This window comes from Bdellovibrio sp. HCB2-146 (assembly GCF_047345725.1).
Classification (GTDB): domain Bacteria; phylum Bdellovibrionota; class Bdellovibrionia; order Bdellovibrionales; family Bdellovibrionaceae; genus Bdellovibrio.
In genome coordinates this window covers 776,475-803,033 of the sequence record NZ_JBLEQP010000001.1, presented here as the reverse complement: position 1 = coordinate 803,033, position 26,559 = coordinate 776,475, and the positions used below count along the sequence as shown (strand labels likewise).

The window sequence follows — 26,559 nt, the reverse complement described above, 5'->3', positions numbered from 1 at the left end:
AAGTTTGGAATGAGGCACTTCTTTGGTACAGGAATTAAAAGCGTACTGGACTTAAGGGCAGCTAACTACCAGCGAACAGGTTCGGCCTCGAGGCTGACGCCGAAAAGTCCCTGAATATCGGCACTGACTTTTTGTGCAAGTTTCCATACATCATCCGCCGAAGCACCGCCATGATTGACGAGCACCAGGGCTTGCTTCTCGTACATGCCCACAGGCCCGAGCTTGCGGCCTTTCCAGCCTGCACGGTCAATCAACCAACCCGCTGCTAGTTTGAAATTGTCTTGATTTGCAGGGAAGCTGACCAAATCGGGGAAGTCTTTGAGGAGGTCATTGCGTTTATCAGCGGTGACGATAGGATTTTTAAAAAAACTACCGGCATTTCCAATCACTAGAGGATCGGGGAGTTTGCTTTGTCGAATGGCGATCACAGCTTCGGCAACTGCTTTAGGCGTTGCCGTTGTAAAACGTCTTTCAACCTCTTTACGGATATCTCCATACTCCAGGTGCAAATGAAACTTCTTAGGTAAACGGAAAAGCACGCTCCAAACCATGTAGCGGCCGGCACCTTCTTGTTTAAAGAAACTATCGCGGTAAGAGAAATGACATTCTTTATTTGAGAAGGTTTTAAAAGATCCATCTTGCAGATCAACACAGGTAACTTCGTAAAGAGTGTCTTTCACCTCAACGCCATACGCGCCGATGTTTTGAATCGGAGCTGCGCCCACAGTGCCGGGAATCAACGAAAGATTCTCCAAGCCCGCATAACCTTGCTTCAACGTCCACTGTACAAAGTCATTCCAAATCTCGCCGGCAGCACATTGGACATACCAAGCATCGTCGTCTTCTTTCACCAGCGAATGCCCTTTGTTGGCAATATGAACGGTGAGTCCGTGCACAATTTTAGGAAGTACAAGGTTGCTTCCGCCGCCAAGAATTTTCCAGTTCTTGCTACGAAGAGAAGAGTCCTTCATCAGGGTCTGCAGGTCTTGTTCATTTTTGAGTTCGAAAAATAATTCCGCCTCGGCGTGGAGGCCAAGAGTGTTTAAGCGACTCAAATCAAAGTGTGTGTGAAGGATCATGGGAAAAGAGTATATTAAAAGGCGCCGTTTTTGGCCATCATTCTTTCAAGGACTTCGTCTTTGCTGATAAAGCAAATGCCAACTCCCAGTCCCTTACACCAAATGACTTCAGCGGCCATAATATGTGATTTTTTGAGACTGTCTAACGAGACGGTAAGGTTGAGCAGATCGCCCTTGCGAGGCATATAGTCACCCCGAGAAACTTCCAGGAAGGCTCCTGTTTGCGAGAGATTCCGCATGCTCGCGTTGAGCACCCCGATGTGTCCGTACACTTCGACATGGGCCTTTTCATTAGTTTTAAATCTCTTGGCGCTCATATCTTTATTGTCGGAAATAAAGCCGATTTTACTGAGTGAAAACGTCAGTAATCTCAAATTGAGAACCGAATCTAGACCCTATTTTCGGAAGTATGTCAGAAATGAAAAAGGAATGGGCAATTCCACATCTCGACGATTTGTAAGTTTGAATACATTTTCGTCAATTTCTGGGTAATACGTATCGCCTTTAAATTCACGATGGATCAGCGTTAGATAGATCTTATTGGCATAAGGCAAAGACTGCTTATAAATCTCGCCACCGCCGATAATAAACACTTCTTCGGGCCAAGTAGTGGTGTTGGCTTTTGCCAAGGCAATGGCTTCCTCAAGTGTTTTAACAAAAACTACGGGGCTTGATTCTGTTGACGGGAAGTCGCTGAATTTTTCAGGTTCACGCGTGATCACAATATGAAAGCGTTTAGGTAAAGCTTTACCCTTAAATGAGTCGAAAGTTTTTCGGCCCATGATCATGATATGACCCTTCGTGGTGTCGCGGAAAAACTTCATATCTTCAGGCAAGTCCCAAGGAAGATCTCCTTGAGTTCCGATGATACGATTTTCCGAACAAGCCGCGATATGGGTCAAAATCATACTGCCACCTCAGCCTTGATGGCAGGGTGTGGATCGTAACCTTCAATCGTGATGTCTTCGTATGTGAAATCAAAGATGTCTTTCACATCTGGATTCAATTTCAATTTTGGCAGTGGACGAGATTCACGTGTCAGTTGCAAGCGCGTTTGATCCAAGTGATTTGAATACAAGTGAGCGTCACCCAATGTGTGAACAAAGTCGCCGACTTCAAGATTGCAAACTTGCGCGATCATGTGAGTCAGAAGTGCGTAGCTTGCGATATTAAACGGAACTCCCAAGAAAATATCCGCACTACGTTGATAAAGCTGGCAAGAAAGTTTTCCATTCGCCACGTAGAATTGGAAGAATGCGTGGCAAGGTGGCAGCGCCATTTTATCAACGTCGCCAGGGTTGAAAGCCACAACAAGCAAGCGGCGAGAGTCGGGATTTTTTTTAATTTGATTGATCACGTTTGTGATTTGATCCACGGTGCGACCGTCAGCAGTTTCCCAAGAGCGCCATTGCTTTCCGTAAACGGGACCCAAGTTGCCGTTTTCGTCAGCCCACTCATCCCAGATCGTCACTTTGTTGTCTTGAAGATACTTGATGTTGGTGTCGCCTTTTAGGAACCACAAAAGCTCATGAAAGATCGAACGCGTATGAAGTTTTTTAGTCGTCACAAGAGGGAAGCCTTCTTGAAGATTAAAGCGCATTTGATAACCGAAAACAGAAATCGTGCCGGTGCCAGTGCGATCTTCTTTGTGGTTGCCGTTCTCAAGAACGAATTTCATTAAATCATGGTACTGCTTCATAGGGACCTCTCTCGGGGAGTGATTCTATTTCGCTCTCAAATTTTGTCTATTCGAAAAATAGCTCCACAGAAATTTGCCGCAGGGGCCTAAGTCTTTTTGCGAGTGACGCGCGATGTGGACGGGTATTTTGAGTGATTTAGCTGGTGCTGTCACAAGCTCTTTCTTCTTGATTTCAGAAGTGATGACATGTTCAGGCAGTCGTCCCCAGCCAAGACCCGCTTCGAGAAAGGCCTTTTTGGTTTGATAATCCTGAACGCTGATCACATTGGCAGGATTTAAAACCCCCATGGAGCGGGACGGGTTTTTACCTGTGCTCGCCATGATGATCTGTGGATGCTTCATCAGCTCTTCATCCGAAACTTTGCCCTTGAGTTTTGCGAGGGGATGTTTGGGGGAGCAGACGGGAATCATCTGCACCGAGAAAAGCTCTTGTGTCACAAGGAGGCTGCGGTCATTAAAAACGTGACCCAGCGCTAGATCTGCCTCCTCGTTGAGAAGCTGTTCATCATTGCCGAGAACATCTTGAATGATTTTGATCTCCGTCTGGGGATATCGAGAGGTAAATTCCTTCAGGGCGTTGACCAAATACGGGAGGGGCCACAACGCACTGACGGCCAGACGGATGATCGGTTCATGTCCTCTTTTAAGTAAAGTCGCAGTTTCGGAAAGCTCACTAAATCCAGCAATCAAGTCGTCCGCCTTTTTCAGAAAAGCGCGACCTTGTGGCGTGAGGGTTGGACGATATTGATCACGGCTAAAAAGTTTAAAACCCAACTCGTCTTCAAGCGTGCTGACTGCATAGCTCACAGCACTCTGTGCGCGATGCAGATCTTGTGAGGCCGCTCGGAAGCTTCCGGATTTAACGATTGTTTGTAAAACCTGTAGTTGATCAAGTGTCATCTCGCAAAAAGAATATCAAAAAATTAGATCATGTAAATAGAAAAATGATCGATTTTGCAGATCATTTTAAAACTAGACCAGGGTCTAGATTCCAGATCTGGCGCGGCGTTTGTGTCGATTGCTGGGGTTCAGATCAAGTTCGATCGAATTCGTTTTTCAGAGTGAGAAAACGGGCTAAACTAAGGCTGCCTGCTTTAAAAAGGAGAGGGTTATGATGTACCAACGTCACTCGCAAGATCGGGGCTACGCGGAGTTTGGTGGATGGTTGAAATCCCATCACACATTTTCTTTTAGTGACTATCATGACCCGCGCTTTATGGGTTTTCGCGATCTGCGCGTGATCAATCAGGATTGGATTGCAAGGGATTCAGGTTTTCCCGCGCATCCTCACCGCGATATGGAAATCATCACTTATGTTTTGCAAGGTGAGGTCGCCCATCAAGATAGTTTGGGAAATCAGGGAACAATAAAAGCAGGTGAAATTCAGGTGATGCACGCGGGCACTGGAATTCGTCATGGCGAATTCAACCCTTCGAAAACCGAAGATCTACAGCTTTTTCAAATTTGGATTTTGCCTGACAAAGTAGGTGTAGCACCTGGGTACACACAAGCTTCCTTCACGCGCGAAGAAAAACTCAATCGTTTGCGCCTCTTAGTTTCGCGTGACGGTCGAGAGGGCAGTCAAAAGATCCATCAAGACGTCGATATGTATGCGTGTATTTTAGAACCTGGTCACATGATTGGATTTGATATTCGTCCAGAGCGAGCCTTGTGGTTGCAAGTTGCCGAAGGTGATCTGAAAGTTAACGACAAGGTGATGAAATCTGGAGATGGAATGGCGATTGAGGACGAAAAGCATATCAAGATTGAGGCGTCAGCGGAGAGCGAGTTTTTATTGTTTGATTTGAGATGAGGCCTTCCCGACTCTTGCTGTCGGAAAGGTTTTTAAAAATTAACGAATGGCAAATCTTCCTTTACCGCCGGCGATTTGCAACCAATCGCTCGCAGTTCCGACCTGCACTGGTGAAATGATATTTCCACCCCAGTGCCAAACAGTTCCGTTTGTTTTCAGAGCCATCGAGTAGTCGGCAACGCAGGTAACCTTCGCCCAGTTGCTCGCGGAACCTATTTTTGTCAGGGAGGATCTGTTTGTATAATCAGATTGTCCAAGTTGCCCATAGAGGTTTTGTCCAGCTGACCACATGGTGCCGTCTGACTTGATGGCCAAGAAATGCGTCGAACAACCTGCAATATCAATCCAGGTATCCGTTCCATATTGAACAGGCGTTGAGGAATAAGTTGGTTGAACTATATTTCCATATGGAGTTGATCCCCAGAACCAAAGGTCTCCATTTGATTTGAGTCCCGCATAATAATAATTGCTCGAGGCTCCAGCTACGGAAATGCGAGACCAATCGGTGTGGGAGCCAACCTGAACAGGAGTTGAGTAAGAGCCAGAACCATTACGAGCTCCCCAGATCCAAAGTGTCCCATCACTTCGTATTCCTGCATTGCTACGCCCAGATGAGCAAATACTTAACCAAGTCGTTGTGCCCACTCGAATCGGAGATTTTGTTCCAATGGATTGGCCGATACCCACGCTACCCAGATACTGATTATAGTAGCAGTTGTACCCCCACGCCCACAGACTGCCGTCTGTTTTGATTGCGCAAGCAACGCCATCGGAAAGAGAAATTTTGCTCCAATCGGTTCCAGAGACCACTTGAATAGGTGATGAAACTTGTGAGCGCATTGAAAAATTGTCGTTGTATCCGAAGAAGGCCAGTTTGTTGCTGGTACTCATCCCAAGGATGCCGATATGAAAACTTCCGTTTGCATTCCGGGTGGCGCAAACTTTTTGCCACGGATACCCTGATGTTAAGAGGACGGGTGTCGAAACGCCGCTACTGAATGGACGGCCGGTCGTCATACCATAATTGTATCCACACCAATACATATCGCCATTCGTTTTTAAAAAGACCGTACTTGAGGACGCGAAAGCGACCGATGCCCAATCGCTGGCTGTTCCAATTTGAGTAGGCGTTGAAATGGGATTCGTTGTATTGCCGATTCCCATCGCTCCATAAGAGTTTGAGGTTCCCCAGACACGAAGTGTTCCGTCGGTCATTCTGGCAAAAACATTTCCTTCATAAAAGTCCGAAAATAGTTCAGACCATGTGGTGAGCGCACCGACTTGCACCGGACTGATTGCGGGCTTGTTTGCGTTTATCATAAGAGGGCCACCCCAATGCCAGAGTGTTCCGTCATTTTTGATGCCGAAGAACTGTGATTGTGAAGAGACGTGAATGCTTTTCCAGGTGCTTGCGGCGCTCACCAGAGTCGGTGAAGAGATCGTACAGCTAATACCGAGACCCAAATTTCCATAGTTGCTGAGTCCCCACGACCACATGCTGCCGTCATTACGAATTGCGAAGTAGGAACCGTTGGAGCCAGACAGACTGCTCCAGGTATTAACGGATCCGATTTGAACGGGGCTTGAGTATTCAGTGACGGCGAGTGTTCCGGCTATTCCTAAATCATTGCGTCCCCATGTCCAAAGAGTTCCATCGGGCTTTAATGCGTGAACACAGCCAACGCCACCATAGTCTGAGCTTTCTGTGGTGTTGAAAGAGCAAACTGTTGTCCAATTTGCCGACCCTTGCTGAACAGGTGACGAATACGAAGTGGCATTGTAAGTCGGATTTCCCGAGTACCGAAAGACACCGTTGTATCCTGCAAAATAAACTTCACCCGTAATGGTCTTCATAAAAACGTTATCGGCACCCGCAAAAACACGAGCCCAATAAGTGGCGGATCCAATTTTTACGGGCGTACTTCGCGTGAGCGACTGTGAAGTTCTTCCGCGATCAGAAGTTCCCCAGCTCCAGAGAGTTCCATCGCTTTGAATTGCAAATGAACTGTAACCGCCGGCCGAGATATCCGTCCAAGTTGTGCCGACGCCAATTTGAGTGGGTAGGGAGACGTTGTTCGTGTTGCCGTGCCCGAGTGGATAGTTGTATCCATATCCCCATGACCATATCGTACCGTTCGACTGAAGTCCCAGTGCGTGCGACAGGCCCATACTAATTTTTGTCCAAGTCGTATCTGATCCGAATTGAACGGGAGTACTTTTGCCGTCCCAATCATCGATGTAAGTTCCATATCCCCAGCGCCACAACGTCCCGTTTGTTTTGAGTGCAATGGCACTTCCGCTCGAACTGCACTGCACGTCCATCCAATCTGTGTCTGTGCCAACTTGAACAAACGTCGAGCGATGAATGTTGTCTCCAACTCCCAGTTGCCCTTGGAAATTTTGGCCGGTGGCGTAAAGTGCGCCAGTCGTACTAATTGCAAGTGTGAAGTTTGGTCCACCAGAAGAAACTTTGCTCCAAGTTATTCCTCCCGGAACAAGGGTAGGACTGCTGACGTGATAATTGGGCCAGCTGTAACCAGAGAAGGTGCCCGATGCGTAGAGAGATCCATCGTCACGAAGGGCATAAAATTGCTCCATCCCTTGCCCACGAGTTAAAATACTTTTCCAACCACCAAAATTGAAAATCTGAACAGGAGTTGAAACTTTTGTTGGGAGGCCCGACTTTCCGAGTCCTCCGGAGTAATTTTCGCCCCATCCCCAAAGTGTGCCGTCTGACTTTTGAGCATGACAGATCTGTGATGAGCCAAAGATTTTTGTCCAAGTAGTCCCAGGAATTTGCACCGGAGTCGAAAGAATCGTACTGGATGAATATCCAAGACCTAACTCCGCACCGCCGGTTCCCCACGACCACAACGTCGAGTCTGATTTCAGAGCCACATGATTATTGCTGTAACTCGATTCATTCGAATAGACATCAAGCCAGGTTTCTGTGGAAATTTCTGTTGCTGATTCGGCAAACGATGCAATAGGAAGGCGAAGTTGGCCATTCCAATCTTGTCCCCATCCCCAAATCGTACCGTCTTGTTTGAGGGCTAAAGCCGTCTCGGCTTGGCCCGCAATAACATTGATGGAAGACCATGTGGTGTCGGTTCCGATACGTGTCGGGTTGAGTACGCTTGAAGTGTGGCCCTGCCCAAGAACTCCATCAGTATTTAATCCCCAAGAGTAAAGACCCGGAGGAAGAGTTGAAATTTTTCGTTTGGATAAGCGCGCTCGTAAAAAACCCCAAGCGGATTGAGTTACTAAAAGCTGATTGGTCACGGCTGATGCAGTGAATAGAGAAATTGCCCTCAAAAACGTGCGACGTGGAATGGGTTTTGACATTGAGAAATTTTCTCAAAATTCAAAGACTAACCAAAACAAAATTTAAATTAGGTGGACTGAATATTTTTAAAAAGTGTTCCCCAAAAAATGTGTTTAGGGACTTATCTCGCGCAAAATAAAAAAGACGGCCATTACAGCCGTCAGAATACTTGATTACGGTCTCTGTTCTGGTCTTTGTTCGGCGACCCTTGTTTGTTGGGGACCTTGTTGTGGAATTCTTAAACTCTGTCCTGGATAGATTTTGTCTGGATGAGAAAGCATCGGGCGGTTGGCTTCAAAAATTTCGGGATATCTTTGGGAATCGCCATAAAATTTCAAAGCAATTTTTGAAAGTGTGTCGCCGTTTTGAACAGTATAGTATTGCGACGGCGGGGTTGGAGTATTCACGGTCAAGCGGTCATCGACGCCTGAGACTCCGTAGATGTTACCGCAACAAAGAATCAGTTTTTCTTTTGTCGCCTGATCAGGAACCGTGCCGGCAATAGTGATTCGATTGGATTTCGGATCGTATTGCAGATCAAGTCCTTTTGTCGAGAGACCCTGTTTCTCAATGTATTTTTTAATGTCGTCCACGCTTGGGTTGTGACCAAAAAGTTTTTCGCCGGCATCTTTAAAAAAATCCATCAGTCCCATAAATGCATCCTTTCGTGTGATTTCGTCTAGGAACTCATAGACTACTGCGACAGCAGAAAGAAGGGGCTGGACCTCGTAAAAAAACAAGGGGTCGCGGATGACAGGAATCGTCTACCTCAAATGTTTTTTGCCTATAAAGGTGGGACAGGAACGAACGTACTTCGCTCCGGGGCGGCTTCTTTTTTGCAAGTTCATGGATGTTACACATCAAAACCCAAGGAGAATTATGAAAAGCGCCTTTTTTGTGACAGTAGCGTGTTTAGTGTGCCTGTCTGCATTTGCAGGAAATGTCGAAATTCAGGGAGAAGGCCTTATGGATTTGGTTACCAACGAAAAGCTGGGCAGCCTTATTGCTGTTCACGATCTCCAATTCGAGCACCTTGCTGCAGACTGTACAGCTGAAGAGATGAAATCGGCGGCCTCAACGTCTGTGCTTGGTTGTCAAAAGTCGAATATCGACGCGATAGGTATCGAAAGCGTTGGCTTTGATCAGGTTCGATTAAGTTTAGAGTACGGCAGGACTCAGGCCGGCGAGATGATCCAAGAAGGATATATGGTCACAGTAGGCGCAACCTGCCAGGTGGAAGAGTTTGTGGAAACTTCTTTGTCGGGTTTTGTGAAATACGTTTTTACTTCCGAAATCGCAATGTCTAAGAAATTAGTCTGTCGTATTCGGGAAAATGGCAGCGGAACGGTTGAGTTTAAGATCCTCGAATAGAAGTGAATTGATTTAGTCTCTTTCTAGGCCAATGATCGTTCGCTGAAATAAAAAACCCGCTGCTCGTAAAAACAGCGGGTTCTCAAAAAACATTTTAAAAGCAAAAACTATTGGAAGTTTTGAACTTGCGCGATGTACGGAAGGTTGCGGTAGTAGCCTTGGTAGTCCAAGCCGTAACCCACTACGAAGTCATTTGGAATTTTGAAACCAACGTGATCCAACTGGCATTCAACTTTCAATGCTTCTGGTTTTTCCAAAAGCGCGATTGTCGTCAAGCTTTTCGGATTACGAGATAGGATCGAACCTTTTAGGTAATTCATTGTCAAACCTGTATCGACAATGTCTTCGACAAGAACGACATGCTTGCCTTCAACTGGGCTTGCAAGGTCCAAAGTCACTTTCACTTCGCCAGATGAAGAAGTTCCACCGTGATAACTTGCTACACCGAAGAATTCGCAAGTGATGTCAGCGTCGATTGCGCGAACAAGGTCAGAATAAAACATAAAAGAACCTTTAAGCACACAAACCGCGACAACTTTTTCGCCTTTAAACTTTTTCGTCAAAGTTTGGCCAAGCTCTTTAACTTTTTGTTGGATCTGTTCTTCAGAGATATAAGGTTTCAAACTAAGGTTTGTCATGGCGGTTCCTTTCAAAAAAACACGAGCCAAAAGTTACACAAAAGAGTTGTTCATGATCTCTCCGAAACCACCACCACCGGGTACGATGTAGTGCTTTTCGTTAAGACCCTTTTCCTGATCCCAATACTGTCCTGGTGTTGAATCTAAAACTGCCTGAGAGCTAAGGCCTCGGTCAAGTCTTAAGGCATAGATAACGACCTCTGGATGTGCTTTCAGGACAGCCTTCAAATACTCCGGCGTTACAATAAGATTTAATGCGATAAATTTTTTAGCAGGACCTGCAATATGCTTTTTATAATAATCAATCGCAGTCACCATGGTATTGCCAGTCGCACCCATTGGGTCTGGGAAAATCACATGGGCATCGCGCACATCGCCACCGATTTTCATGCCACCAAACTCAGAACCAGTGACTTTGTCTTTGCTGTCTGTCACGCGCGCCGAAAAAATATGGTCCTGGCGAACGTTTTGATAAGGCAATGAAAAGTGGAGGAAGTTGTAGCAGATATGACTCGGATAAGTTCCGGCACGAGCCAGGTTTACGCTCACAGCCTTTTGGTTTGCTGACACACGATGGCCCTTTAAAAGATTATCGGGATGATAATCACTCATGCGGGTTTTTTGTTCGAAGGCTTCAATATCGAACTCATTGTTCATCGCAATTGAAATCAAATGCGTATAGAGAACTTCGACGATGCGATTGATTTCAGGTTGAACGGACTCATGGGAGCACAAGCGAGCAAGCAGGCCTCCCAAAAAAGGACTATCAATAATATGAACTTGAGGACCGTAAAGGTGCCCTAATTCTTGTTGAAATTGTGCCATGGGAAAGTCTTAGTTGGAGTCGCGCGCGAACTCAACAAAAATCACAAATTCGCTCTCGCCACGTTGGAATGCAGTAGAGCGTAAAATCTTAAACACATCGATAGCTGTGAGTTCGTCATCGTTTGGAATATTTGAACGAGGAGGCATGACACCAACCATAAAGAAACCGGTGCGTGGTGTGATCTCGAATTCAGCAGGGAATGAACGGCGCTGGTATTCAAAGCCATTAGGTCCTACTTCTCTCCATCCGCGTTGCACTTCCATCGTCCCACGCAAAGAATTGTCGTTTGGATCTGGATCATTCAATGTCACAAAAGTAGTAAAACCAATTTCAGCGGGACTGCGCGGGTCTTTAAGACCTTGGAACCATTGTAAAGTTTTCGTACCACTGAGGCTGCGAGTTTCTTTGTGGAGAACTGTCATTTTGAAATTCCCGGAATTCAAGCGATCACGCAATCCCGGCAAAAGACCCGCTGAGTACATATTAAAACTCATGTAGTTGCCGCCAGAATGAGTGGCATCAATCAGAGTTTGGAGAGCTGCTTGCGGAACTTCCGCATATGTCACAACCAAGGACGGACCCGAGGCAGATGCAACTTTACGCTTTTCTTCGCCACCTGTCGTTTCCGTGAGGGCTGCGGCAGGAGCCGCGATATCTGCACGAGTCGCAAGCTCGTTTGAAGCCGCGTCAGTTTGTTGCGCTTGTATATCAGCTTGAACAGGCTCCATTTCTGTTTCGACATTTGCTGAAGCAGGGGCTGGCGCGCCTGTATCTTTATTAATTTGCACAAGAGATCGCGAGTTTCCGCTTTGTTCAGCAAGTTTGGGTGTGCGTGAGCTGTAAAGGTAGGTGCCTACGCCGCCGGCAATAACGGCAAGGAGTCCTAACTGGACAAGGTAGTTGCCGAAAATGCGTTGGAAAAGCGGCGGTGTCGCTGGCTTAAATGTCTCCATATCCACGCCACACTGAGCGCAGTATTTGTCTTTAGGTTGTTGAAAACCACATTTGGGACAGTTAATCAGCATTCAAATTCTCATCCTAAAAAGTATTTGAGGAGGCCTTAAAAATAGACTAAGGCAAAGGAACTTGACGCTCAATAGAATTGTTTTTAAGTTGAGTTTTTTATATAGCAAGGTAGGCCTCGCAAATGGTCCAGTCTCCTCTGGAATTTTCCCCTGAACATTACCCGGTTATGCTGAATGAAGTGCTCGAAGCCTTCGCTCCTTACAAGGAAAAAGCAGCTGTACGTTACTTTGATGGAACTTTTGGTCGCGGCGGTCATTATCTCGCAATCAAGCATCACATTCCGCAGATGAAAGCCGTGGTCATGGACCAAGATCTAGTTGCGATTGATTACGCTAAGACGCGCTTCCAGACTGAAGTCCAGAGTGGTGATCTTGAGATAATTCATGGTAATTTCTCGCAGTTTTCAGAACACAATCTGCAAAACTTTGATATGATGCTCTTAGATCTAGGAGTGAGCTCTCCGCAGTTAGACCAGGCAGACCGAGGCTTTAGTTTTTATAACGATGGTCCACTGGATATGCGGATGAATCAGCAACAAGGATTGACGGCTGAGATGATTGTAAATACGGCATCAGAGAATGACCTCATTCGAATCTTTAAGGAATATGGCGAAGTCCATAGTCCTTTCCGTGTCGTTCGCGCGATCGTTCACGATCGCAAAACCAAAGCATATCAATCAACAAAAGAACTCGCGGGCCTTATTGAGCGCGTGGATGGTTGGAGACAAAAAGGTCATCATCCAGCGACGAAGTATTTCATGGCTTTGCGTTTGGCGGTGAATTCAGAATTGGAAGTTGTGTCAGCGGCATTGTTGCCAATGATGAAAGCCCTGAACCCAGGCGGACGCTTGGCGGTTATTAGCTTCCATTCTCTCGAAGACCGCATCGTTAAAAATATTTTTAGAGATCATAAGGATCTGGGTCGTCAGACTCACAAAAAAGTTATTGTGCCCACTCAGGAAGAGTGTGACAGAAACTCTCGCTCGCGTAGTGCGAAGATGAGAGTCTTTGAGAAAGGTGCTCAGGATGAGCTCGGAGAATCTTAGACAGTTAAAACCATTTTTTAGCATCTTGCTAATTATCCTGACGTTGTTCTCCATCGTGTTTTTACAGATGGAGGAACGCCGTATCGGTTACTCCGTTTTAAAACTCACACGCCAACATAAAAAAGTTCTAGAAGAAAAAAGAGCCAAGGAAATCGCGTTGGCGAAAATCACGCGGCCGCAACTCTTAGAGTCCGTGGCGCAACAAAAGTTCACACTTAAAAAAGTTCAAGCCAATCAGATCATTCATCTGACGGGCCCATTGCCAGAAGATCTTCAGAAAGCTGTCGCGAAAAGCGGAACTGATAAAAAGGAACTTTGATTGAAATCACGTATTGTTGCAATTTTTGTAGGTATTCTGATTTTGTGGTCATGCTTGATCTTGCGCGCGGGTTATCTTCAGTTCTTACCGAACGATCGTTTGAACTCTCTGCAAAATCGTCAGTTCCAAACTAAGGTGACGTTGCAAGCGCGCCGTGGTGCGATTGTCGATCGTGAAGGTCGTGATCTGGCGATGTCAGCAACAGCCTACTCTTTGTATGCCGATCCAAAAATTTTGGAAAACCGCAAAGTCGTGGCAAAAAAATTGGCGAAGGTCTTAAATCAATCCTATGAATCCGTTTACGCGAAGATCAAAGACGGCAATCGTCGTTTCGTGTGGATTCAGCGTATGCTTGATCAAGCTAAAGCTGACGAAATTAAATCTTGGGATTTGCGTGGATTGTCATTCGTAGAAGAATGGCGCCGTGTTTATCCAAATGAAACTTTGCTGGCGCAGACTTTAGGTTTTATGGGCAGCGAAGGCCAAGGCCTTGAGGGATTAGAGCTTGCTTACGAACAAGCGATGGTCGGAAATCCCAAAAAGGTCATGGTGAAGCGTGATGCTCGCGGTCGCCCTCTTATTAATGACGGCTTGATGTTCACAGAAAATCCAGATGGTAATGAGCTTCGTCTGACGGTTGATTCTGATATTCAGTATAACTTGGAAAGTGAACTGGCGAATGCCGTCACGACATTCGAAGCTGATCACGCCGTAGGAGTTGTCTTAGATGCAAAAACATCTGCCATTGTGGCTTTGGCCTCGGCTCCAACCTTTGACGTGAATAAGGCGATGAAGACACCTGCAGAGTTCCGCCGCAATAAAGTGGTGACGGATGCTTTTGAGCCGGGTTCGACGTTGAAAACTTTTGTGATCGCATCCGCACTCCGCGAACAAATGGTTCAACCGAATACAAAATTTTTCTGTGAATACGGAAGCTTTAAGGTCGGCGATCGAATCATTAAGGAAGCGGAGACAAGAGAGAAATTCGGCGACATGACAGTGGCGCAGATTTTGGCCGTGTCGTCAAACGTTGGAACTACGAAGATTGCTTTCAAGATGGGTTCTGAAAAATTGCGCCAAGGTCTTTTGGATTTTGGTTTTGGTCAACGTGCGGGTGTAGATCTTCCGGGTGAAGCGCGCGGCATGGTGCAAGCTCTGCCTTGGCGTCAGCACTTACTCAGTAATATTTCTTTCGGTCATGGTATCTCCTCGACACCGATCCAAATGGCGAATGCTTATGCGGCCATTGCCAATGGGGGTGTTTTGAATACTCCTTATATCGTGGAGTCTGTTCGCGACTCGGAAACAGGTCAGTTGACAGAAACTCAAGTGAAACCGATCCGTCGTGTTTTGACTCCTGAGCAAGCCGCGCAAATGCGTGCGATGCTGGTAGGTGTAACAACTCAAGGAATCGGGACAGGTGTGAATGCACGTGTCGAAGGTTTCATGGTGGGGGGAAAAACGGGAACAGCGCAAAAAGTTAATCCAAACGGTCGTGGATATCTAAAAGGTGCCTACGTTTCTAGCTTTGCTGGATTTATTCCTGCGAATGATCCAAAGTTTGTGATCTATATCGCTCTCGATTCTCCGAAAAAATCTTACTACGGTGGTGCAGTGGCAGCTCCGATCTTCTCGCGAGTGGCTTCATACGCTGTTCGTAAAGCGGGAATTGCGCCATTACCATTAGCAAGCGATGTTGTGCCGACGAAATCTCGTAAGATGGCTTCATTAGAAAAAATCTTAGAGAAAGTCGATACAACCCCGGCACTCGATACGACAACAGTGCCTGACTTAATGAATTTAAGCACACGTGAAGTTTTACGCCGCCTTCGTGGCCATGACTTAAATGTGAAATTCGTCGGTCAAGGAATGGTATCCGAGATCATTCCATCAGTAGGCTCTGAATTGCCAGCTGATAAAAATATCACAGTCATTCTTCGTTAATTCGCGGGTCGGACATCGGCCCGCTTCTTTGACTTATTTATCTTCAATGACGACGGCATAGAAATTCCAGGCCGTCGTTCTCATGGAATATCAAAATATCAAAAAGACGCGATGTTGTCATCGCTTGTACGAACTTCTCGTGCGGAGATCGGAACAACCGCTTATTGGAGAGCCTTGGTTTCGATTCGTTTCGGGAGGCTTATACTTTAGCTCTCGAACGAAATCCGAAATGGTTGCGAATTTAGAAATCGGGAAGCGCGGATTGGATAACTATCTCGTATTGAATCCTATTGTCGAAACTTCGGACTATGCTCCGATAAAAAATGTGTTGTTTGAAGAGGATAGGAATCTAGGAACGAAAGATTTGTCGAAAAAGCAAAAAGACATAATTTTATGTCGAATCTTAGGAGACTTTTTTCGTCTGCATTACCAAAAGTTGGGTTAGCTTTTCGATCGCTCGAGCAGCTTCTTTTGGTGTTGGAAATACGACTTTGGATCGTTCCCATTCAAGAACGATATCACGATAAGCAAGGCGTTCCCATTTACCGTCTACCATGTGTTCGATAGCTATTAAATAGCCTGAATCAATTTGCACTTTGTGCGGGCGCTTGTCGCACAAGTGAATGAGCAAGCGAGGACCTGGGAATGGAATTTCGTAAAGGGCTTCGTCCATCGTTTGAGCGTCGTCGAACTTAATAAATCGTTCGTAACGAAACACCAGGGGCATTTTCTGCTCGACGTACTCGACAAAGTAAAAGCCATCTTCGAGATCAAATTCTTGATCGCGCAGGCTCAGGAGGAGATCCCACATCTCCAGCTCTTCGAAGAAAACCTTGTCCTTAAAGTACTTTTCCATTGGGGATTTATCGGTCATTTCCGAGGCTTAGTTGAGATCCAGCGACGTCTAGACCTGTCTAAATTGCTGACATTAGGGGAGCTTTTTCAAAACGTGTCAGGGTTTGACACGTTTTGTTTCAAAAAACTGGACCCTTCGGGGGGCGGGTGGTACCACCTTTACCCGATGGAACCCAGCCGCGATCGCCGCAAAATCACCACAGCTACAAGTTTTAGACGCCTCCTTCAAGAGGAGCTAGTCGAGCGTTGTCGGGCAAATCCTAATTATTCTTTGCGCTCCTTTGCACGTTCACTGCAAGTCGAGCCTTCCGCGCTCTCTCAGATGATCAATGGCAAGCGTCCGATCACGGAAAAAATGAAGCTGCGTTTGGGATCGGCATTAGGTCTTTCCACAGATCAATTGCACCGCTTGCCAACAACGGATGAAGTCGCCGGAGCGACCAGCAACTTAAAGCAAATTCAAGCTCTGACACTTGATACCTTTGCGGTCATTTCCGATTGGTATCACTACGCGATCTTAGAGCTCACTCATGTTCAAGGCTTTCAATCGGATGCTCTATGGATCAGCCAACGCCTCGGAATTACGAAATCAGAAGCCAACATTGCCATTGAACGTCTGTTGCGCTTGGAGCTTTTAAAGAAAAACGCACAAGGCAAATTGATCGATGCTTCCGAAGCGGGGGAGCTCACAAGCTTAGAGCCGCAGACATCTTCAGATGCCGCTCGTAAATACCAAGTTCAACTGCTTGAGCTTTCCAAAAAAGCAGTGCAAGAGATTCCGCTGGAAAGCCGCAATCACACATCCGCGACGATGTGTTTTGAACCAGAGGATTTGCCTCAGGCGATTGCTCGAATCACCGAATTCCGTCGTGCCTTTGCTCGGGATTTCCAACCGCGCAAGGCTAAAGAAGTTTATCAAATGCAGATTAGTTTTTTTCCTCTATCTAAAACGAAAGGTTAATGTATGAACAAAAGATTTATTTTTTCATTTCTCTTTGCTTCTTTGTTCTTGTCTCAAGCAAGCTTTGCGGGTTTCAAAGAGGCGGGTGGCGATGATTCACTTGTTTTCAAATGCAAAAACGCTTCATCATCTGTGGTGATTTCGGGTTATCAAAGCCTGTATGAGAGTTTGATGGAAGTTTTCATCGAAGCAAATGGGCAAGTGGTGGGTGAAGATATCGGTGTGTTGTCAGAAACTCAGTACGAGGGCGACCAAATCACTCTGGCTTTCACGGAAGGTGAGGGTAAAGTCGTCTCTTCTTCATTTAAGAAATTGCGTAACGAGAAATTTGAGTGCTCGTTTTCTTCTGAATATACGTTCTAATTCCTCACGCTACATTTTGCGTATCCCAAGCTGCTGACCCACAAGGTCGGCAGTTTTTTTATCTGTGCCTTCATCTTGCTAAGTTGAAATATTGTAGAAATCTCCTGTGTCTTTGCCTGACACACTTCGTGTCAAAATAGCTGGCCTTTTAAAATTTGTCGCGATATCAAGGTCTCAATTCGAACGAATGAATTTTTAAACAAAAACAAAAAGGAGAGAGATATGAAAATGAAAACGATGATCGCAACAGCAGCTTTGGTTATCTTGGCGGGTTCACAAGGAATGGCGCAAGACGAATCAAACGTTATTTTTTCTTGCAACAGTTTGCCAAACGTTGATTCTTCATTGAGCGTTGTGGGCGTAGCTGATGAGCAAACAGGTCAAATGAATGTTTTGGTTTACATTGCTGGCCAATTGATGGCTCAAGACCAAGGCGCTTTTGTTGAAGGCACGACAAGCTGGGATGGTTCTATCTTCAGAATTGATTTCGATCAGGTTTCAACAATCACTGCGAAATCTGAAAACCCAGTGTTGAGTGTGGGTCAAGCGGACTCTTTGATCTGCCAATACCCAGGCGCTCAATAGTCTATTAAGTTCAATGTTTCTTGCATAAAAAAGGCGCCACGAAGGCGCCTTTTTTTATTTAGAGAAGTCCTGGTTGAACAATTTCAACCCAATAATTATCGGGATCCTTGATAAAGGCAATGTTCTTCATCCCACCTTCACCTAAGCGTTTTTGAAATGGCACTTGCAGCTTTTCAAAACGTGCGCAGGCTTCTTGGATATTTGGAACCGAAACGCAGATATGGCCAAAGCCACGCGGTTCGGTATTGCCATTGTGATACGGAGTTTTTTCTTCGGTTTCAGTGCCCCAGTTGTGGGTGAGTTCTAAAACGGATTCACGATTATTGGTGTAGCGCGCATTCTCTCCATTTTCAGTTGGCACAATTGTGCCGTCTGGAACGTAAGCCAGAAAGTATAAAGAAAATTTCCACTCGGCGAAATCCACCTTGCGAATCAAACGCATTCCAAGAACACGTGTATAAAAATCTAATGACACCGCTGGATCTTTAATTCGCAACATCGTGTGATTAAAAATATATTTTTGTGTTTCTGAGTCCGGCTGGGTGCAGACGCCCTTGATGTTATTCATAAATAAAATCCTTACTTATCAAAGCTCAACGAATCGAGATACTGGCCGATCTTAGTCATCACGACAGGCGGAATCTCGTGTCCTCCGCGGAAGCCGACGAGCGAACCCTTCATGCCATTTTGATTTAAAAGTGTTTCGAGCTTTTGTGCTTGTTTAAACCCTAAAATTGTATCGGCTTCCCCGTGGCTCTGGAAAAATCTTTCACCCGCGCGAGCTGGTACTAATTTTTTCCATTCTTCTTGGTGCAAAAGAGTTCCTGACATGATGACCAGGCCTGCGGGTTTATGTGGAGCGCGCAGATATAGTTCTGTCGCCAACATAGCTCCTTGGCTAAAGCCACCGAGCACGATTTTGTTCCAAGGCACTTTCAGCTGATTGATCATCTCCATGGTTTTGTCGAAAGCTTTATCGAGGCCTTTGGGCGTGTCATTGCTAAAGTCGCGGTGTTCGCCGCGCTCCATGGCGCGTTGAACTTCCATCATGTCGATTGTCCACCAAGCGCGTCCAGTCCAAGCAGGTCCAATAGGAACTTCTAGGGGGCCGTTGGGGAAAAGCCAGTTGAAAGTTTTCTTAGTAGAAATCATTTCTCCGAGGGAAAAGAGATCGTTACAGTCCGCGCCGAAGCCGTGGAAAAAGATGACCCAGGGCGCATCGTCGTCGTGATTTATTTCTTGGCAATGTATCTTTCCGAGTTGTCTCATGGATTTAATCTACGCTATCCTGACACTCTAGTACAGCGTACGAGTCAATGGCACTGGGCGGAATATGAATTTACAATCCCTTTTATCTGTCATCCCTGGAATTCCAGATACCATCTACTCCTCAGAAGAGGTGACGGGACTTTTTAATGATGCCCGTCGTGTAATTCCGAATTCTATTTTTGTTGCGATTCGTGGGACTCAACACGATGGTCATAAATTTATTCCTGATGCTATTGCGAAAGGGGCTCTGGTTCTTGTGGTTGAAGACAAGACTCAGGTGCCAACGGACTTCAAAGGTCTTGTTCTAAATGTTCCGAACACACGCGAGATTTTAGACACTTTGGCTTGCCGTTATTATCTCAATCCTGGCCAAGAGCTTTTCTGTGTCGGCGTTACAGGAACAAATGGAAAAACCTCTGTCACGTATATGACGGAGTCGATTCTTAATGCGGGTCATATTCCCACTGGCGTGATTGGAACCGTCAATCATCATCTTGGCGACAAAGTGTGGCCCTCGGAAATGACAACTCCAGATCCACTTTTTTTACAAAAACGTCTGCGTGAATTTCGTGATGAAGGTGCGCTTGCTGTGGCGATTGAAGTTTCGTCGCATGCCTTAGATCAGCGTCGTGTGGACAGCGTTCCATTTAATGCGGCAATTTTCACAAACCTTACCCGGGATCATTTGGATTATCATCAAACCATGGAAAGCTATTTCGCTGCCAAGCAAAGACTGTTCACGGATTTGATGTGGAAGACAGAGAAGACTCCAAGCTTTGCGATTATCAATACAGCAGACAAATGGGGACGCCGCTTAAGGGTGGCCGATCCGACAGTACTTTGGACGTACGGTGCAAAGGATTCTGATTTTGCTTACGAAATTCAAAAAATGGATTTTGCCCTGACGCAATTCAAAGTGCGCACGCCTTTCGGTGATACTGAAGTTTCGTTGCCGATGTCAGGTGTGCATAATGTAATGAACTCTTTAGCTGCGATGGCAGCAGGGCTCGCGGCGGGGATGCCGCTTCCATTGGTCGTAGAAGCTCTGAATAAATTCACCGGGGTACCAGGACGCTTGCAGTCTGTGCCGAACAGTGAAGAGCTTTCGGTGTTTGTGGATTATGCGCATTCTCCCGATGCCTTGGAAAATGTTTTAACAGCATTGAATCGTGTGCGAGAGAATTTGAAATCCTCGGCACGTATTTGGACGGTGTTCGGTTGCGGTGGAGATCGTGACAAGGGCAAACGTCCTTTGATGGCGCAAATGGCATTGAAATTTTCTGACGAAGTCGTCGTAACTTCAGACAATCCTCGCACCGAAGACGCCAATGCCATCATCAACGACATTATGAGCGGTGTTTCGAGTGCGGAAAAAAATCGCGTGCAAATTTTCGTCGACCGCAAAGAAGCCATTTTATCGACTATTCAAAAAGCCAAAACCGGCGATGTGATTTTGATCGCAGGTAAAGGTCATGAAGATTATCAAATTATCGGAACACAGAAGTTCCCATTTAGTGACGTGAAAGTTGCCGAAGAGGCCTTAAAGGGGAGAGCTTAAAGATGCGCGCAATGGATTTGCAAACAATCGAAAAAATCACGGGAGCTCAGGTTCTTTCTAAACAAGAAACTCAGTTTAAAGGAATTGGTACCGACACGCGCGTGAATTTGACAGGTCAATTGTTCATTGCACTCAAAGGCGAAGCTTTTGACGCCCACGATTTTTTGGATAAGGCCGTCGCACAAGGTGCCGCAGCTATAATGATCCATCAGGAAAATGCGCAAGTAGAAAAGCTCAAGGGACAAGTCACTATTATCAAAGTTGCTGACACTCTGAAGGCTTTACAGAAAATGGGCAACTGGGCCCGTCATCAATCGCAGGCTAAAGTTCTGGCCATCACGGGTTCAAACGGTAAAACAACGACGAAAGAATTCACGGCGGCTCTTATTGGAACCGCAATGGATGTTCACTATAACAAAGGTAGTTTTAATAATCATTGGGGTGTGCCATTTACGTTGTTGCAACTCGCACCTGAAAAACAAATTGCCGTTGTTGAGATGGGTATGAACCACGCCGGAGAAATTACGGAGTTGGTGCATATCGCGGATCCCGATGTTGTGGTGTGCACAATGGTCGGCCGCGCGCACGTCGAATTTTTTGGGAGCATTGAAAAAATCGCGGAAGCCAAAGAAGAGATTTACAACGCGGCTTCTGAGAAAGCGTTGCGGGTTTTCAACCTCGATAATCCGCAAACTCACAACATGTATGTGAATGCGAAAGAAAAAAATCCGGCGGGAACTTTTTTGACGTTCTCTTCTGAAGATCCGCGTGCGGATGTGCACTTGATGATCGGCGAAATGAACATGCGAGAGATTTATTTGAAGGGCCATATCGGTGGTGTCAGTGGTTCGGCGCGTGTTGAAGTTTTCGGTTCACAAAATTTAACAAACTTAATGGCGGCGGCGACTCTTGGTTTGGCAGCAGGCATGACTCCTGCGCAAATCTGGGCAGGGCTTCCGGAGTGCAAAACAACTTGGGGACGTAATCAGCTGGTGCACTTGAAAACCGGTGCTGAGATGATCTTTGATGCTTATAACGCTAATCCTGACAGCATGAAGGCGTTGATTGATAACGTCAGTCTATTAAAAGTTCCGGGGCGCAAAGTCGGCGTGTTTGGACAAATGCGTGAAATGGGTTCCGCTTCCGCAAGCTTGCACGAAGAGATTGCGACATACGCCGGTAAAGCAGGTTTTGATCGTATTTATTTTATCGGCGACGACGCCCAGGCATTCCGCAGCGGTCTTGAAAAAGCAGGCTACAAAAATCCTGCCTTGATCGAAGGCGACTACACCGAAGCAATGGGTCAAGATCTCGCGGGCTTCTTGCAAAAAGGCGACATCGCAGTCGTCAAAGCATCACGCGGAACAAAACTCGAACGTTTCGTCTTCCCATGCAACCCCCTCGACTTCGCCGAAAAGCAATAGTTCAAAAAGGTGCCAGGGAGTTTTCTGCATTTTTGTTTAAAAAAGCCCCTGGGACCTTTTCTCTTGGAATGTTTATTTTCTTTATAAAGCCTAATGATTACATATACTTAACAAGTTTTGCTTGCTTTTGAAGATGGCTTTGTGCTAAATCCTTAGAGTTTCTACGAAATTTCAAAAATTGGTCATCTAAGAGGGGATCATCACAGCATGCTTTATCAATGGCTTTATTCAATGGCAGACGAGTTTTCTCCATTGAATGTTTTCCGTTACATCACGGTTCGTACATTCATTTCATTCTTCACTTCATTCTTGCTTTGCTGGATGTGGGGACCTCACTTCATCAAACGTTTGCAGTTGAAACATTTCGGTCAAGCGATTCGCGATGACGGTCCTCAATCTCACAAGAAAAAAGCCGGTACACCAACAATGGGTGGTGGGTTGATTCTTCTTTCGACTTTGATTCCGTGCTTGTTATGGGTCGACATGATGAACCCGCTTGTGTGGGCAGTCCTCATCATCACTTGGGGCTTTGGCTTTATCGGTTATATGGATGACTGGCTCAAAGTTTCAAAGAAAAACTCCAAAGGTCTCTCTGGTAAAATCCGTTTGCTCGGTGAATTCCTGATTAGCGGTGGTGTGATTTGGTATCTGGTGCAATTCCATAACTTGAGCACAGCTGTGACAATTCCATTTGCGAAGTCAGTTGCATGGGATCTTGGTTATCTCTATGTCGTGTTCGGTGCCCTTGTTGTTGTTGGAACTGCAAATGCCGTGAATCTTACGGATGGTTTGGATGGCCTCGCCATTGTTCCGGTGATGATTTCGGCTGCGACTTTGGGTCTTTTTGCTTATGTCACAGGTCACTTTCAGATCGCAGGTTATTTGCAAATCCCTCACGTGGTTGGAGCTGGTGAATTAACTCCAGTTGCCGCAACGATTGTTGCTGCGGGAATGGGATTTTTGTGGTTTAACGCATACCCCGCACAAGTTTTTATGGGAGACGTGGGAAGCTTGTCCCTGGGCGGTTTCCTGGGTTCCATGGCCGTGATCACACAAAATGAACTTTTGATGGTGATCCTCGGTGGCGTGTTCGTGGTTGAAGCCTTGTCTGTTATCACGCAAGTGATTTCATTTAAAATGACGGGTAAAAGGATCTTTAAAATGGCTCCGATCCATCACCACTTCGAACTGGGTGGATTAACAGAGACAAAGATCATCGTGCGTTTTTGGATTATTTCTATTTTATTAGCTGTTTTGAGTCTCGCGACTTTGAAGTTGAGGTAAGTTTATGTACAGAGAGTTAAGCGAATTAAAAGATAAAAAGATCCTTGTTGTTGGATTGGGTAAAACAGGCGTGGCCTTGGCTCAATTCCTGGTGCAACAAGGTGCTCAAGTAACTGTGACAGATCACAAATCAAAACCAGAGCTTTCAACTCAGTTGGAACAATTGGGTGATTTGCCGATTAAATACGAATTGGGTGGTCACAGTCCGAAAACTTTCATCGCGCAAGATCTTGTGATCTTGTCTCCGGGCGTTCCAAGCAATTTGAAAATCTTTGATTACGCTCGTTCTCAAGGAATCAAAATCACAGGTGAGTTTGAATTCTCAACTGGTTTTATCAAAGAACCTATCATCGGTCTGACAGGTACGAACGGTAAAACAACTGTGGCGCGTATCACAGAAGCGATTTTAAAAGAATCAGGCGTAAAAACTTGGGTAGGTGGTGCGAATGAACGTCCATTGGTTGAATACCTTCGCGGCGGAGAAAAAGCGCAAGTCGTGATCGCTGAAGTTTCAAGCTTCATGCTTGAACACTGTGACAGCTTCAACCCAATGAACATCGTGTTCACCAACTTGGCTGAAAATCATTTGGACCGTTATCGTTCCATGGAAGAATACGTAAACGCAAAACGCCGTATTTTTAAAAACACAAACCAAGCGACTACAAGTATCTTGAATGCAGATGACAACGCTGTTGTTGAGTTGGCGCGTGATCCAGCGGTTCAACGTGGACGTATTTTCTACTTCTCTCGTAAACCAGCTTTGGAGCCACAAATCATGAACATCGGGGGTGCTGTGAATATCGGTGACGAGATTCGCGTGCGCACGGGTCCAGAGATCGAAAGCTTCTCTATCAAAAACATGAAAATGCGCGGTAAGCACTCTGTAGAAAACATCATGGCGGCGATCTTAGCATCACGCGAACATGGTGCCACTCGTGAAGCTGTTCAAAAAGTGATTGAGACTTTCACAGGTCTTCCTCACCGTATTGAATATGTTCGCAAAGTGGGTGGAGTTTTGTTCTACAACGATTCAAAAGCTACGAACGTTCACGCTGTTTTGCGTGCGCTTGATACTTTTGATGAAAATGTGATCTTGATCGCTGGTGGTAAAGATACCAATCTGAACTACGAACCACTTCGCAATGTGGTGAAACGTAAAGTCAAAACCTTGATCTTGGTCGGGGAAGCCAAAGAGCGCATCAACCGCGACCTAGGTGATTTCTCTGAAACCTTCTTGATTGGTACTTTTGAAGAAGCAGTCTTGATTGCTTACCAAAAGTCGAGAATTGGCGACGTTGTTCTGCTCTCACCTGGATGTTCAAGTTTTGACATGTTTGACAGTTTTGAAGAACGCGGCGATTATTTTAAAGAGATCGTGAGAAAGTTTCATTGATTTGAAACAAAAAAAAGCCTCCACGATGGAGGCTTTTTTTATGTCTGAAAAATGTGCCAGGAGGGCCTGTGTTCCGAGTCGTCGTGTTATCTGTCATGTCCGCATTAATGATGTCTGCATGTGCTTCATCAAAATTCAAAGAACGCCAAGCGCAAAGAGAAAAAATGGCAAGCAGTGCAGGATTGTACTGTGAGTTCGTTAGCGGTGATGTTTATCCCGATCTCGATGTTGAATTGAACATGAAGATGGCCCAACGCTGTGATGCGAATCGCAGTTTCTCCATCACGAACTATAAAAATGTGTCTGATCAAAACGGTGTGATGTACTGCTGTGCAATGCCTTCCAAAGAAGAGCCGCGCCGCGCTTCCGCTCCAGTTCAACAGGCACCTGTTCAACGTGCGGCTCGCCCAGCTCCGGCAGTTAAAGAAGCTCCAGCCGCTTCCGCACAAGCAACAGCTTCGGCAACGACGACAACAGTCAATCCAGCTCCCAAAAGTGGCGCTTCTGAAGACGATGTTTTGAGTGAGGACGCAGAGTAATTCTGCGGCCTTTGCCAGGTCTAGTTTTTATCCAGCCATAGACGCTTTCAGGACTTCTGATTAAAATAACACGCAGGAGTCCATCATTATGTTGAGATATCTCTCTAGCAGCTTGTTTTTGGCCATCATTGCACTTCTCGGTATTGGATTGGTGCAAGTTTATTCTTCCAGCTTTATCTTTGCGACGGAGTCCTACGGCGACGGTTTGTTTTTCTTTAAACGCCAGTTGGCGTTCGCACTTCTTTCATTCGCAGTTTTGGTTGGTACCATTCATATTCCGTTCCGCTATATCGAAAAGTACGGTTGGGCGCTGTGGTTTATGGCGACTCTGGGAGTTCTTGCGACTTTTGTTCCAGGGCTTGGTGTCCGTGTCGGCGGTGCGCTTCGTTGGATTCAATTGCCGATGGGTTTACGTTTTGAACCTGCCGAACTTCTTAAAATTTCCTTCAGTGTTTGGTTTGCAAGCCTCTTGTGTCGTCGCGAAAACTCTTTGAACAGCATGAAATGGTACTGGCTGGTTCTGGCGACAATCACTCCGATGGTTTTGATGTTGAAACAACCTGACTTTGGAAGTTTCGCCATTGTCACAATGGTCGCTGTCACTTTGCTTTTTGCTTTTGGTTTGCAGTGGAAATATATCACGGCGGCTTTTGCGATTATCATTCCCGCATTCTATTTCCTAGTGATGAATGTTCCGTATCGTCGCGCTCGTGTTTTGGCATTTTTAGATCCGTGGGCTGATCCCGCGCAAAAAGGCTTCCAAGTGATTCAAAGTATGTTGAGTTTCCACTCCGGTGGATTGACAGGGGCGGGGTTAGGACAAGGACAAGGAAAATTATTTTTCTTGCCTGAGGCTCATACCGATTTTACCTTGGCCGTCCTTGGTGAAGAGATGGGTTTCATCGGTTTCGTTGCGGTTCTGGCTTTGTATGCATTTGTTGTATTCAGAGGAATCCAGGTCGCTGTAAAAACTGAAGAACCCTTTAAACGTGCTCTTGCTTTAGGACTGTCAGTGACATTTGCATTGAGTGTGTTTATCAATGCCGGTGTTGTGATGGGATTGTTGCCAACAAAGGGTTTAACTTTGCCGTTTCTCAGTTATGGCGGAAGTTCGCTTCTGACGTTGGCATTTATGTTTGGTTTGATTTTAAATATTGAAAATACTTTTGAAGAAGATCGCTTTTCGAAACGATTCAGCGGGCAGCGCTGGAACTCCGCAAAGGCGAAGTCATAAAGGTTAGTT

The 26,559-nt window shown here is 45.9% G+C and carries 27 protein-coding genes; 14 read left to right on the top strand and 13 right to left on the bottom strand.

Going from position 1 to position 26,559, the window contains the following annotated elements:
- Window positions 1–65: 65 nt before the first annotated feature.
- From murB to ACLWOR_RS03910, 5 genes are all read right to left on the bottom strand, one after another.
- A complete protein-coding gene (gene murB, locus ACLWOR_RS03930; RefSeq protein WP_413939365.1) occupies window positions 66–1,079 on the bottom strand; it encodes a UDP-N-acetylmuramate dehydrogenase in 1,014 nt (337 codons plus the stop codon).
- 14 nt (window positions 1,080–1,093) lie between these two features.
- Window positions 1,094–1,396 (bottom strand): PilZ domain-containing protein, encoded by a 303-nt coding sequence (locus tag ACLWOR_RS03925; protein ID WP_413939364.1) that lies wholly within the window; start codon window positions 1,394–1,396, stop codon window positions 1,094–1,096.
- Window positions 1,397–1,474: 78 nt separating this feature from the next.
- Window positions 1,475–1,987 carry a dihydrofolate reductase gene (locus ACLWOR_RS03920; RefSeq protein ID WP_413939363.1) on the bottom strand — a complete coding sequence of 171 codons (513 nt, stop codon included), beginning with the start codon at window positions 1,985–1,987 and terminating at the stop codon, window positions 1,475–1,477.
- Entirely contained in the window at window positions 1,984–2,778 is a 795-nt protein-coding gene (locus ACLWOR_RS03915; RefSeq protein WP_413939362.1) for a thymidylate synthase, read from the bottom strand. Before ACLWOR_RS03915 ends, ACLWOR_RS03920 begins: the two co-directional genes overlap by 4 nt.
- A 24-nt stretch (window positions 2,779–2,802) precedes the next feature.
- Window positions 2,803–3,678, bottom strand: a complete 876-nt coding sequence (locus tag ACLWOR_RS03910) for a LysR family transcriptional regulator (protein ID WP_413939361.1) — start codon at window positions 3,676–3,678, stop codon at window positions 2,803–2,805.
- A 211-nt stretch (window positions 3,679–3,889) separates the two neighbouring features.
- Between ACLWOR_RS03910 and ACLWOR_RS03905 the strand changes: the two genes are divergently transcribed.
- Window positions 3,890–4,591 carry a pirin family protein gene (locus tag ACLWOR_RS03905; RefSeq protein ID WP_413939360.1) on the top strand — a complete coding sequence of 234 codons (702 nt, stop codon included), beginning with the start codon at window positions 3,890–3,892 and terminating at the stop codon, window positions 4,589–4,591.
- A 39-nt stretch (window positions 4,592–4,630) separates the two neighbouring features.
- Here the strand turns inward: ACLWOR_RS03905 and ACLWOR_RS03900 are convergent, their stop codons facing one another.
- Together ACLWOR_RS03900 and lysM are read right to left on the bottom strand one after the other, a co-directional pair.
- Window positions 4,631–7,936: an RCC1 domain-containing protein gene (locus ACLWOR_RS03900; RefSeq protein WP_413939359.1), complete on the bottom strand. Its 3,306-nt coding sequence runs from the start codon at window positions 7,934–7,936 to the stop codon at window positions 4,631–4,633.
- A 153-nt stretch (window positions 7,937–8,089) separates the two neighbouring features.
- Complete coding sequence (lysM, locus tag ACLWOR_RS03895) at window positions 8,090–8,569, bottom strand: peptidoglycan-binding protein LysM (protein ID WP_413939358.1); 480 nt, start codon at window positions 8,567–8,569, stop codon at window positions 8,090–8,092.
- 226 nt (window positions 8,570–8,795) lie between these two features.
- Here lysM and ACLWOR_RS03890 point away from each other — a divergent pair, with 226 nt between their 5' ends.
- Window positions 8,796–9,287 carry a hypothetical protein gene (locus ACLWOR_RS03890; protein ID WP_413939357.1) on the top strand — a complete coding sequence of 164 codons (492 nt, stop codon included), beginning with the start codon at window positions 8,796–8,798 and terminating at the stop codon, window positions 9,285–9,287.
- Between the two features lie 107 nt (window positions 9,288–9,394).
- On the opposite strand, the gene hpt is transcribed toward ACLWOR_RS03890, so the two are convergent.
- From hpt to ACLWOR_RS03875, 3 genes are read right to left on the bottom strand one after another with little or no spacing between them, the layout of a single operon-like run.
- Window positions 9,395–9,925, bottom strand: a complete 531-nt coding sequence (gene hpt, locus ACLWOR_RS03885) for a hypoxanthine phosphoribosyltransferase (protein WP_413939356.1) — start codon at window positions 9,923–9,925, stop codon at window positions 9,395–9,397.
- Window positions 9,926–9,958: 33 nt separating this feature from the next.
- Complete coding sequence (locus tag ACLWOR_RS03880; RefSeq protein ID WP_413939355.1) at window positions 9,959–10,750, bottom strand: uracil phosphoribosyltransferase; 792 nt, start codon at window positions 10,748–10,750, stop codon at window positions 9,959–9,961.
- A gap of 9 nt (window positions 10,751–10,759) precedes the next feature.
- On the bottom strand, window positions 10,760–11,776 hold the full coding sequence (locus tag ACLWOR_RS03875; RefSeq protein WP_413939354.1) for a hypothetical protein: 1,017 nt from the start codon (window positions 11,774–11,776) through the stop codon (window positions 10,760–10,762).
- Between the two features lie 122 nt (window positions 11,777–11,898).
- Between ACLWOR_RS03875 and rsmH the strand changes: the two genes are divergently transcribed.
- The 3 genes from rsmH to ACLWOR_RS03860 are packed head-to-tail and all read left to right on the top strand — an operon-like array spanning window position 11,899 to window position 15,085.
- Window positions 11,899–12,822, top strand: a complete 924-nt coding sequence (rsmH, locus tag ACLWOR_RS03870; protein WP_413939353.1) for a 16S rRNA (cytosine(1402)-N(4))-methyltransferase RsmH — start codon at window positions 11,899–11,901, stop codon at window positions 12,820–12,822.
- A 25-nt stretch (window positions 12,823–12,847) separates the two neighbouring features.
- Window positions 12,848–13,141, top strand: a complete 294-nt coding sequence (locus tag ACLWOR_RS03865; protein WP_413939352.1) for a histidine kinase — start codon at window positions 12,848–12,850, stop codon at window positions 13,139–13,141.
- The gene (locus ACLWOR_RS03860) at window positions 13,142–15,085 is read left to right on the top strand and encodes a penicillin-binding transpeptidase domain-containing protein (RefSeq protein WP_413939351.1); all 1,944 of its coding nucleotides are present in this window, start codon (window positions 13,142–13,144) and stop codon (window positions 15,083–15,085) included.
- Between the two features lie 403 nt (window positions 15,086–15,488).
- On the opposite strand, the gene ACLWOR_RS03855 is transcribed toward ACLWOR_RS03860, so the two are convergent.
- Window positions 15,489–15,941 carry a hypothetical protein gene (locus ACLWOR_RS03855; protein ID WP_413939350.1) on the bottom strand — a complete coding sequence of 151 codons (453 nt, stop codon included), beginning with the start codon at window positions 15,939–15,941 and terminating at the stop codon, window positions 15,489–15,491.
- A gap of 165 nt (window positions 15,942–16,106) precedes the next feature.
- Between ACLWOR_RS03855 and ACLWOR_RS03850 the strand changes: the two genes are divergently transcribed.
- From ACLWOR_RS03850 to ACLWOR_RS03840, 3 genes are all read left to right on the top strand, one after another.
- Complete coding sequence (locus ACLWOR_RS03850; protein WP_413939349.1) at window positions 16,107–16,901, top strand: TIGR02147 family protein; 795 nt, start codon at window positions 16,107–16,109, stop codon at window positions 16,899–16,901.
- A 3-nt stretch (window positions 16,902–16,904) separates the two neighbouring features.
- Window positions 16,905–17,264, top strand: coding sequence for a hypothetical protein (locus tag ACLWOR_RS03845; protein ID WP_413939348.1), 360 nt, complete (start codon window positions 16,905–16,907; stop codon window positions 17,262–17,264).
- Between the two features lie 222 nt (window positions 17,265–17,486).
- Entirely contained in the window at window positions 17,487–17,849 is a 363-nt protein-coding gene (locus ACLWOR_RS03840) for a hypothetical protein (RefSeq protein WP_413939347.1), read from the top strand.
- A 58-nt stretch (window positions 17,850–17,907) separates the two neighbouring features.
- Here ACLWOR_RS03840 and gloA read toward each other — a convergent pair whose 3' ends face one another.
- Together gloA and ACLWOR_RS03830 are read right to left on the bottom strand one after the other, a co-directional pair.
- Window positions 17,908–18,417: a lactoylglutathione lyase gene (gene gloA, locus ACLWOR_RS03835; protein WP_413939346.1), complete on the bottom strand. Its 510-nt coding sequence runs from the start codon at window positions 18,415–18,417 to the stop codon at window positions 17,908–17,910.
- A gap of 11 nt (window positions 18,418–18,428) precedes the next feature.
- The gene (locus ACLWOR_RS03830; protein WP_413939345.1) at window positions 18,429–19,118 is read right to left on the bottom strand and encodes an alpha/beta hydrolase; all 690 of its coding nucleotides are present in this window, start codon (window positions 19,116–19,118) and stop codon (window positions 18,429–18,431) included.
- A gap of 64 nt (window positions 19,119–19,182) precedes the next feature.
- Between ACLWOR_RS03830 and ACLWOR_RS03825 the strand changes: the two genes are divergently transcribed.
- The 6 genes from ACLWOR_RS03825 (at window position 19,183) to ftsW (ending at window position 26,550) form a co-directional block, all read left to right on the top strand.
- The gene (locus tag ACLWOR_RS03825) at window positions 19,183–20,676 is read left to right on the top strand and encodes a UDP-N-acetylmuramoyl-L-alanyl-D-glutamate--2,6-diaminopimelate ligase (protein WP_413939344.1); all 1,494 of its coding nucleotides are present in this window, start codon (window positions 19,183–19,185) and stop codon (window positions 20,674–20,676) included.
- Window positions 20,677–20,678: 2 nt separating this feature from the next.
- Window positions 20,679–22,100, top strand: coding sequence for a UDP-N-acetylmuramoyl-tripeptide--D-alanyl-D-alanine ligase (locus ACLWOR_RS03820; RefSeq protein WP_413939343.1), 1,422 nt, complete (start codon window positions 20,679–20,681; stop codon window positions 22,098–22,100).
- A 207-nt stretch (window positions 22,101–22,307) separates the two neighbouring features.
- On the top strand, window positions 22,308–23,384 hold the full coding sequence (gene mraY, locus ACLWOR_RS03815) for a phospho-N-acetylmuramoyl-pentapeptide-transferase (RefSeq protein ID WP_413939342.1): 1,077 nt from the start codon (window positions 22,308–22,310) through the stop codon (window positions 23,382–23,384).
- Between the two features lie 4 nt (window positions 23,385–23,388).
- Window positions 23,389–24,777 carry a UDP-N-acetylmuramoyl-L-alanine--D-glutamate ligase gene (gene murD, locus ACLWOR_RS03810; protein WP_413939341.1) on the top strand — a complete coding sequence of 463 codons (1,389 nt, stop codon included), beginning with the start codon at window positions 23,389–23,391 and terminating at the stop codon, window positions 24,775–24,777.
- 68 nt (window positions 24,778–24,845) lie between these two features.
- On the top strand, window positions 24,846–25,316 hold the full coding sequence (locus ACLWOR_RS03805; protein WP_413939340.1) for a hypothetical protein: 471 nt from the start codon (window positions 24,846–24,848) through the stop codon (window positions 25,314–25,316).
- Window positions 25,317–25,404: 88 nt separating this feature from the next.
- The gene (gene ftsW / locus ACLWOR_RS03800) at window positions 25,405–26,550 is read left to right on the top strand and encodes a putative lipid II flippase FtsW (protein WP_413939339.1); all 1,146 of its coding nucleotides are present in this window, start codon (window positions 25,405–25,407) and stop codon (window positions 26,548–26,550) included.
- The last annotated feature ends 9 nt before the right edge of the window (window positions 26,551–26,559 follow it).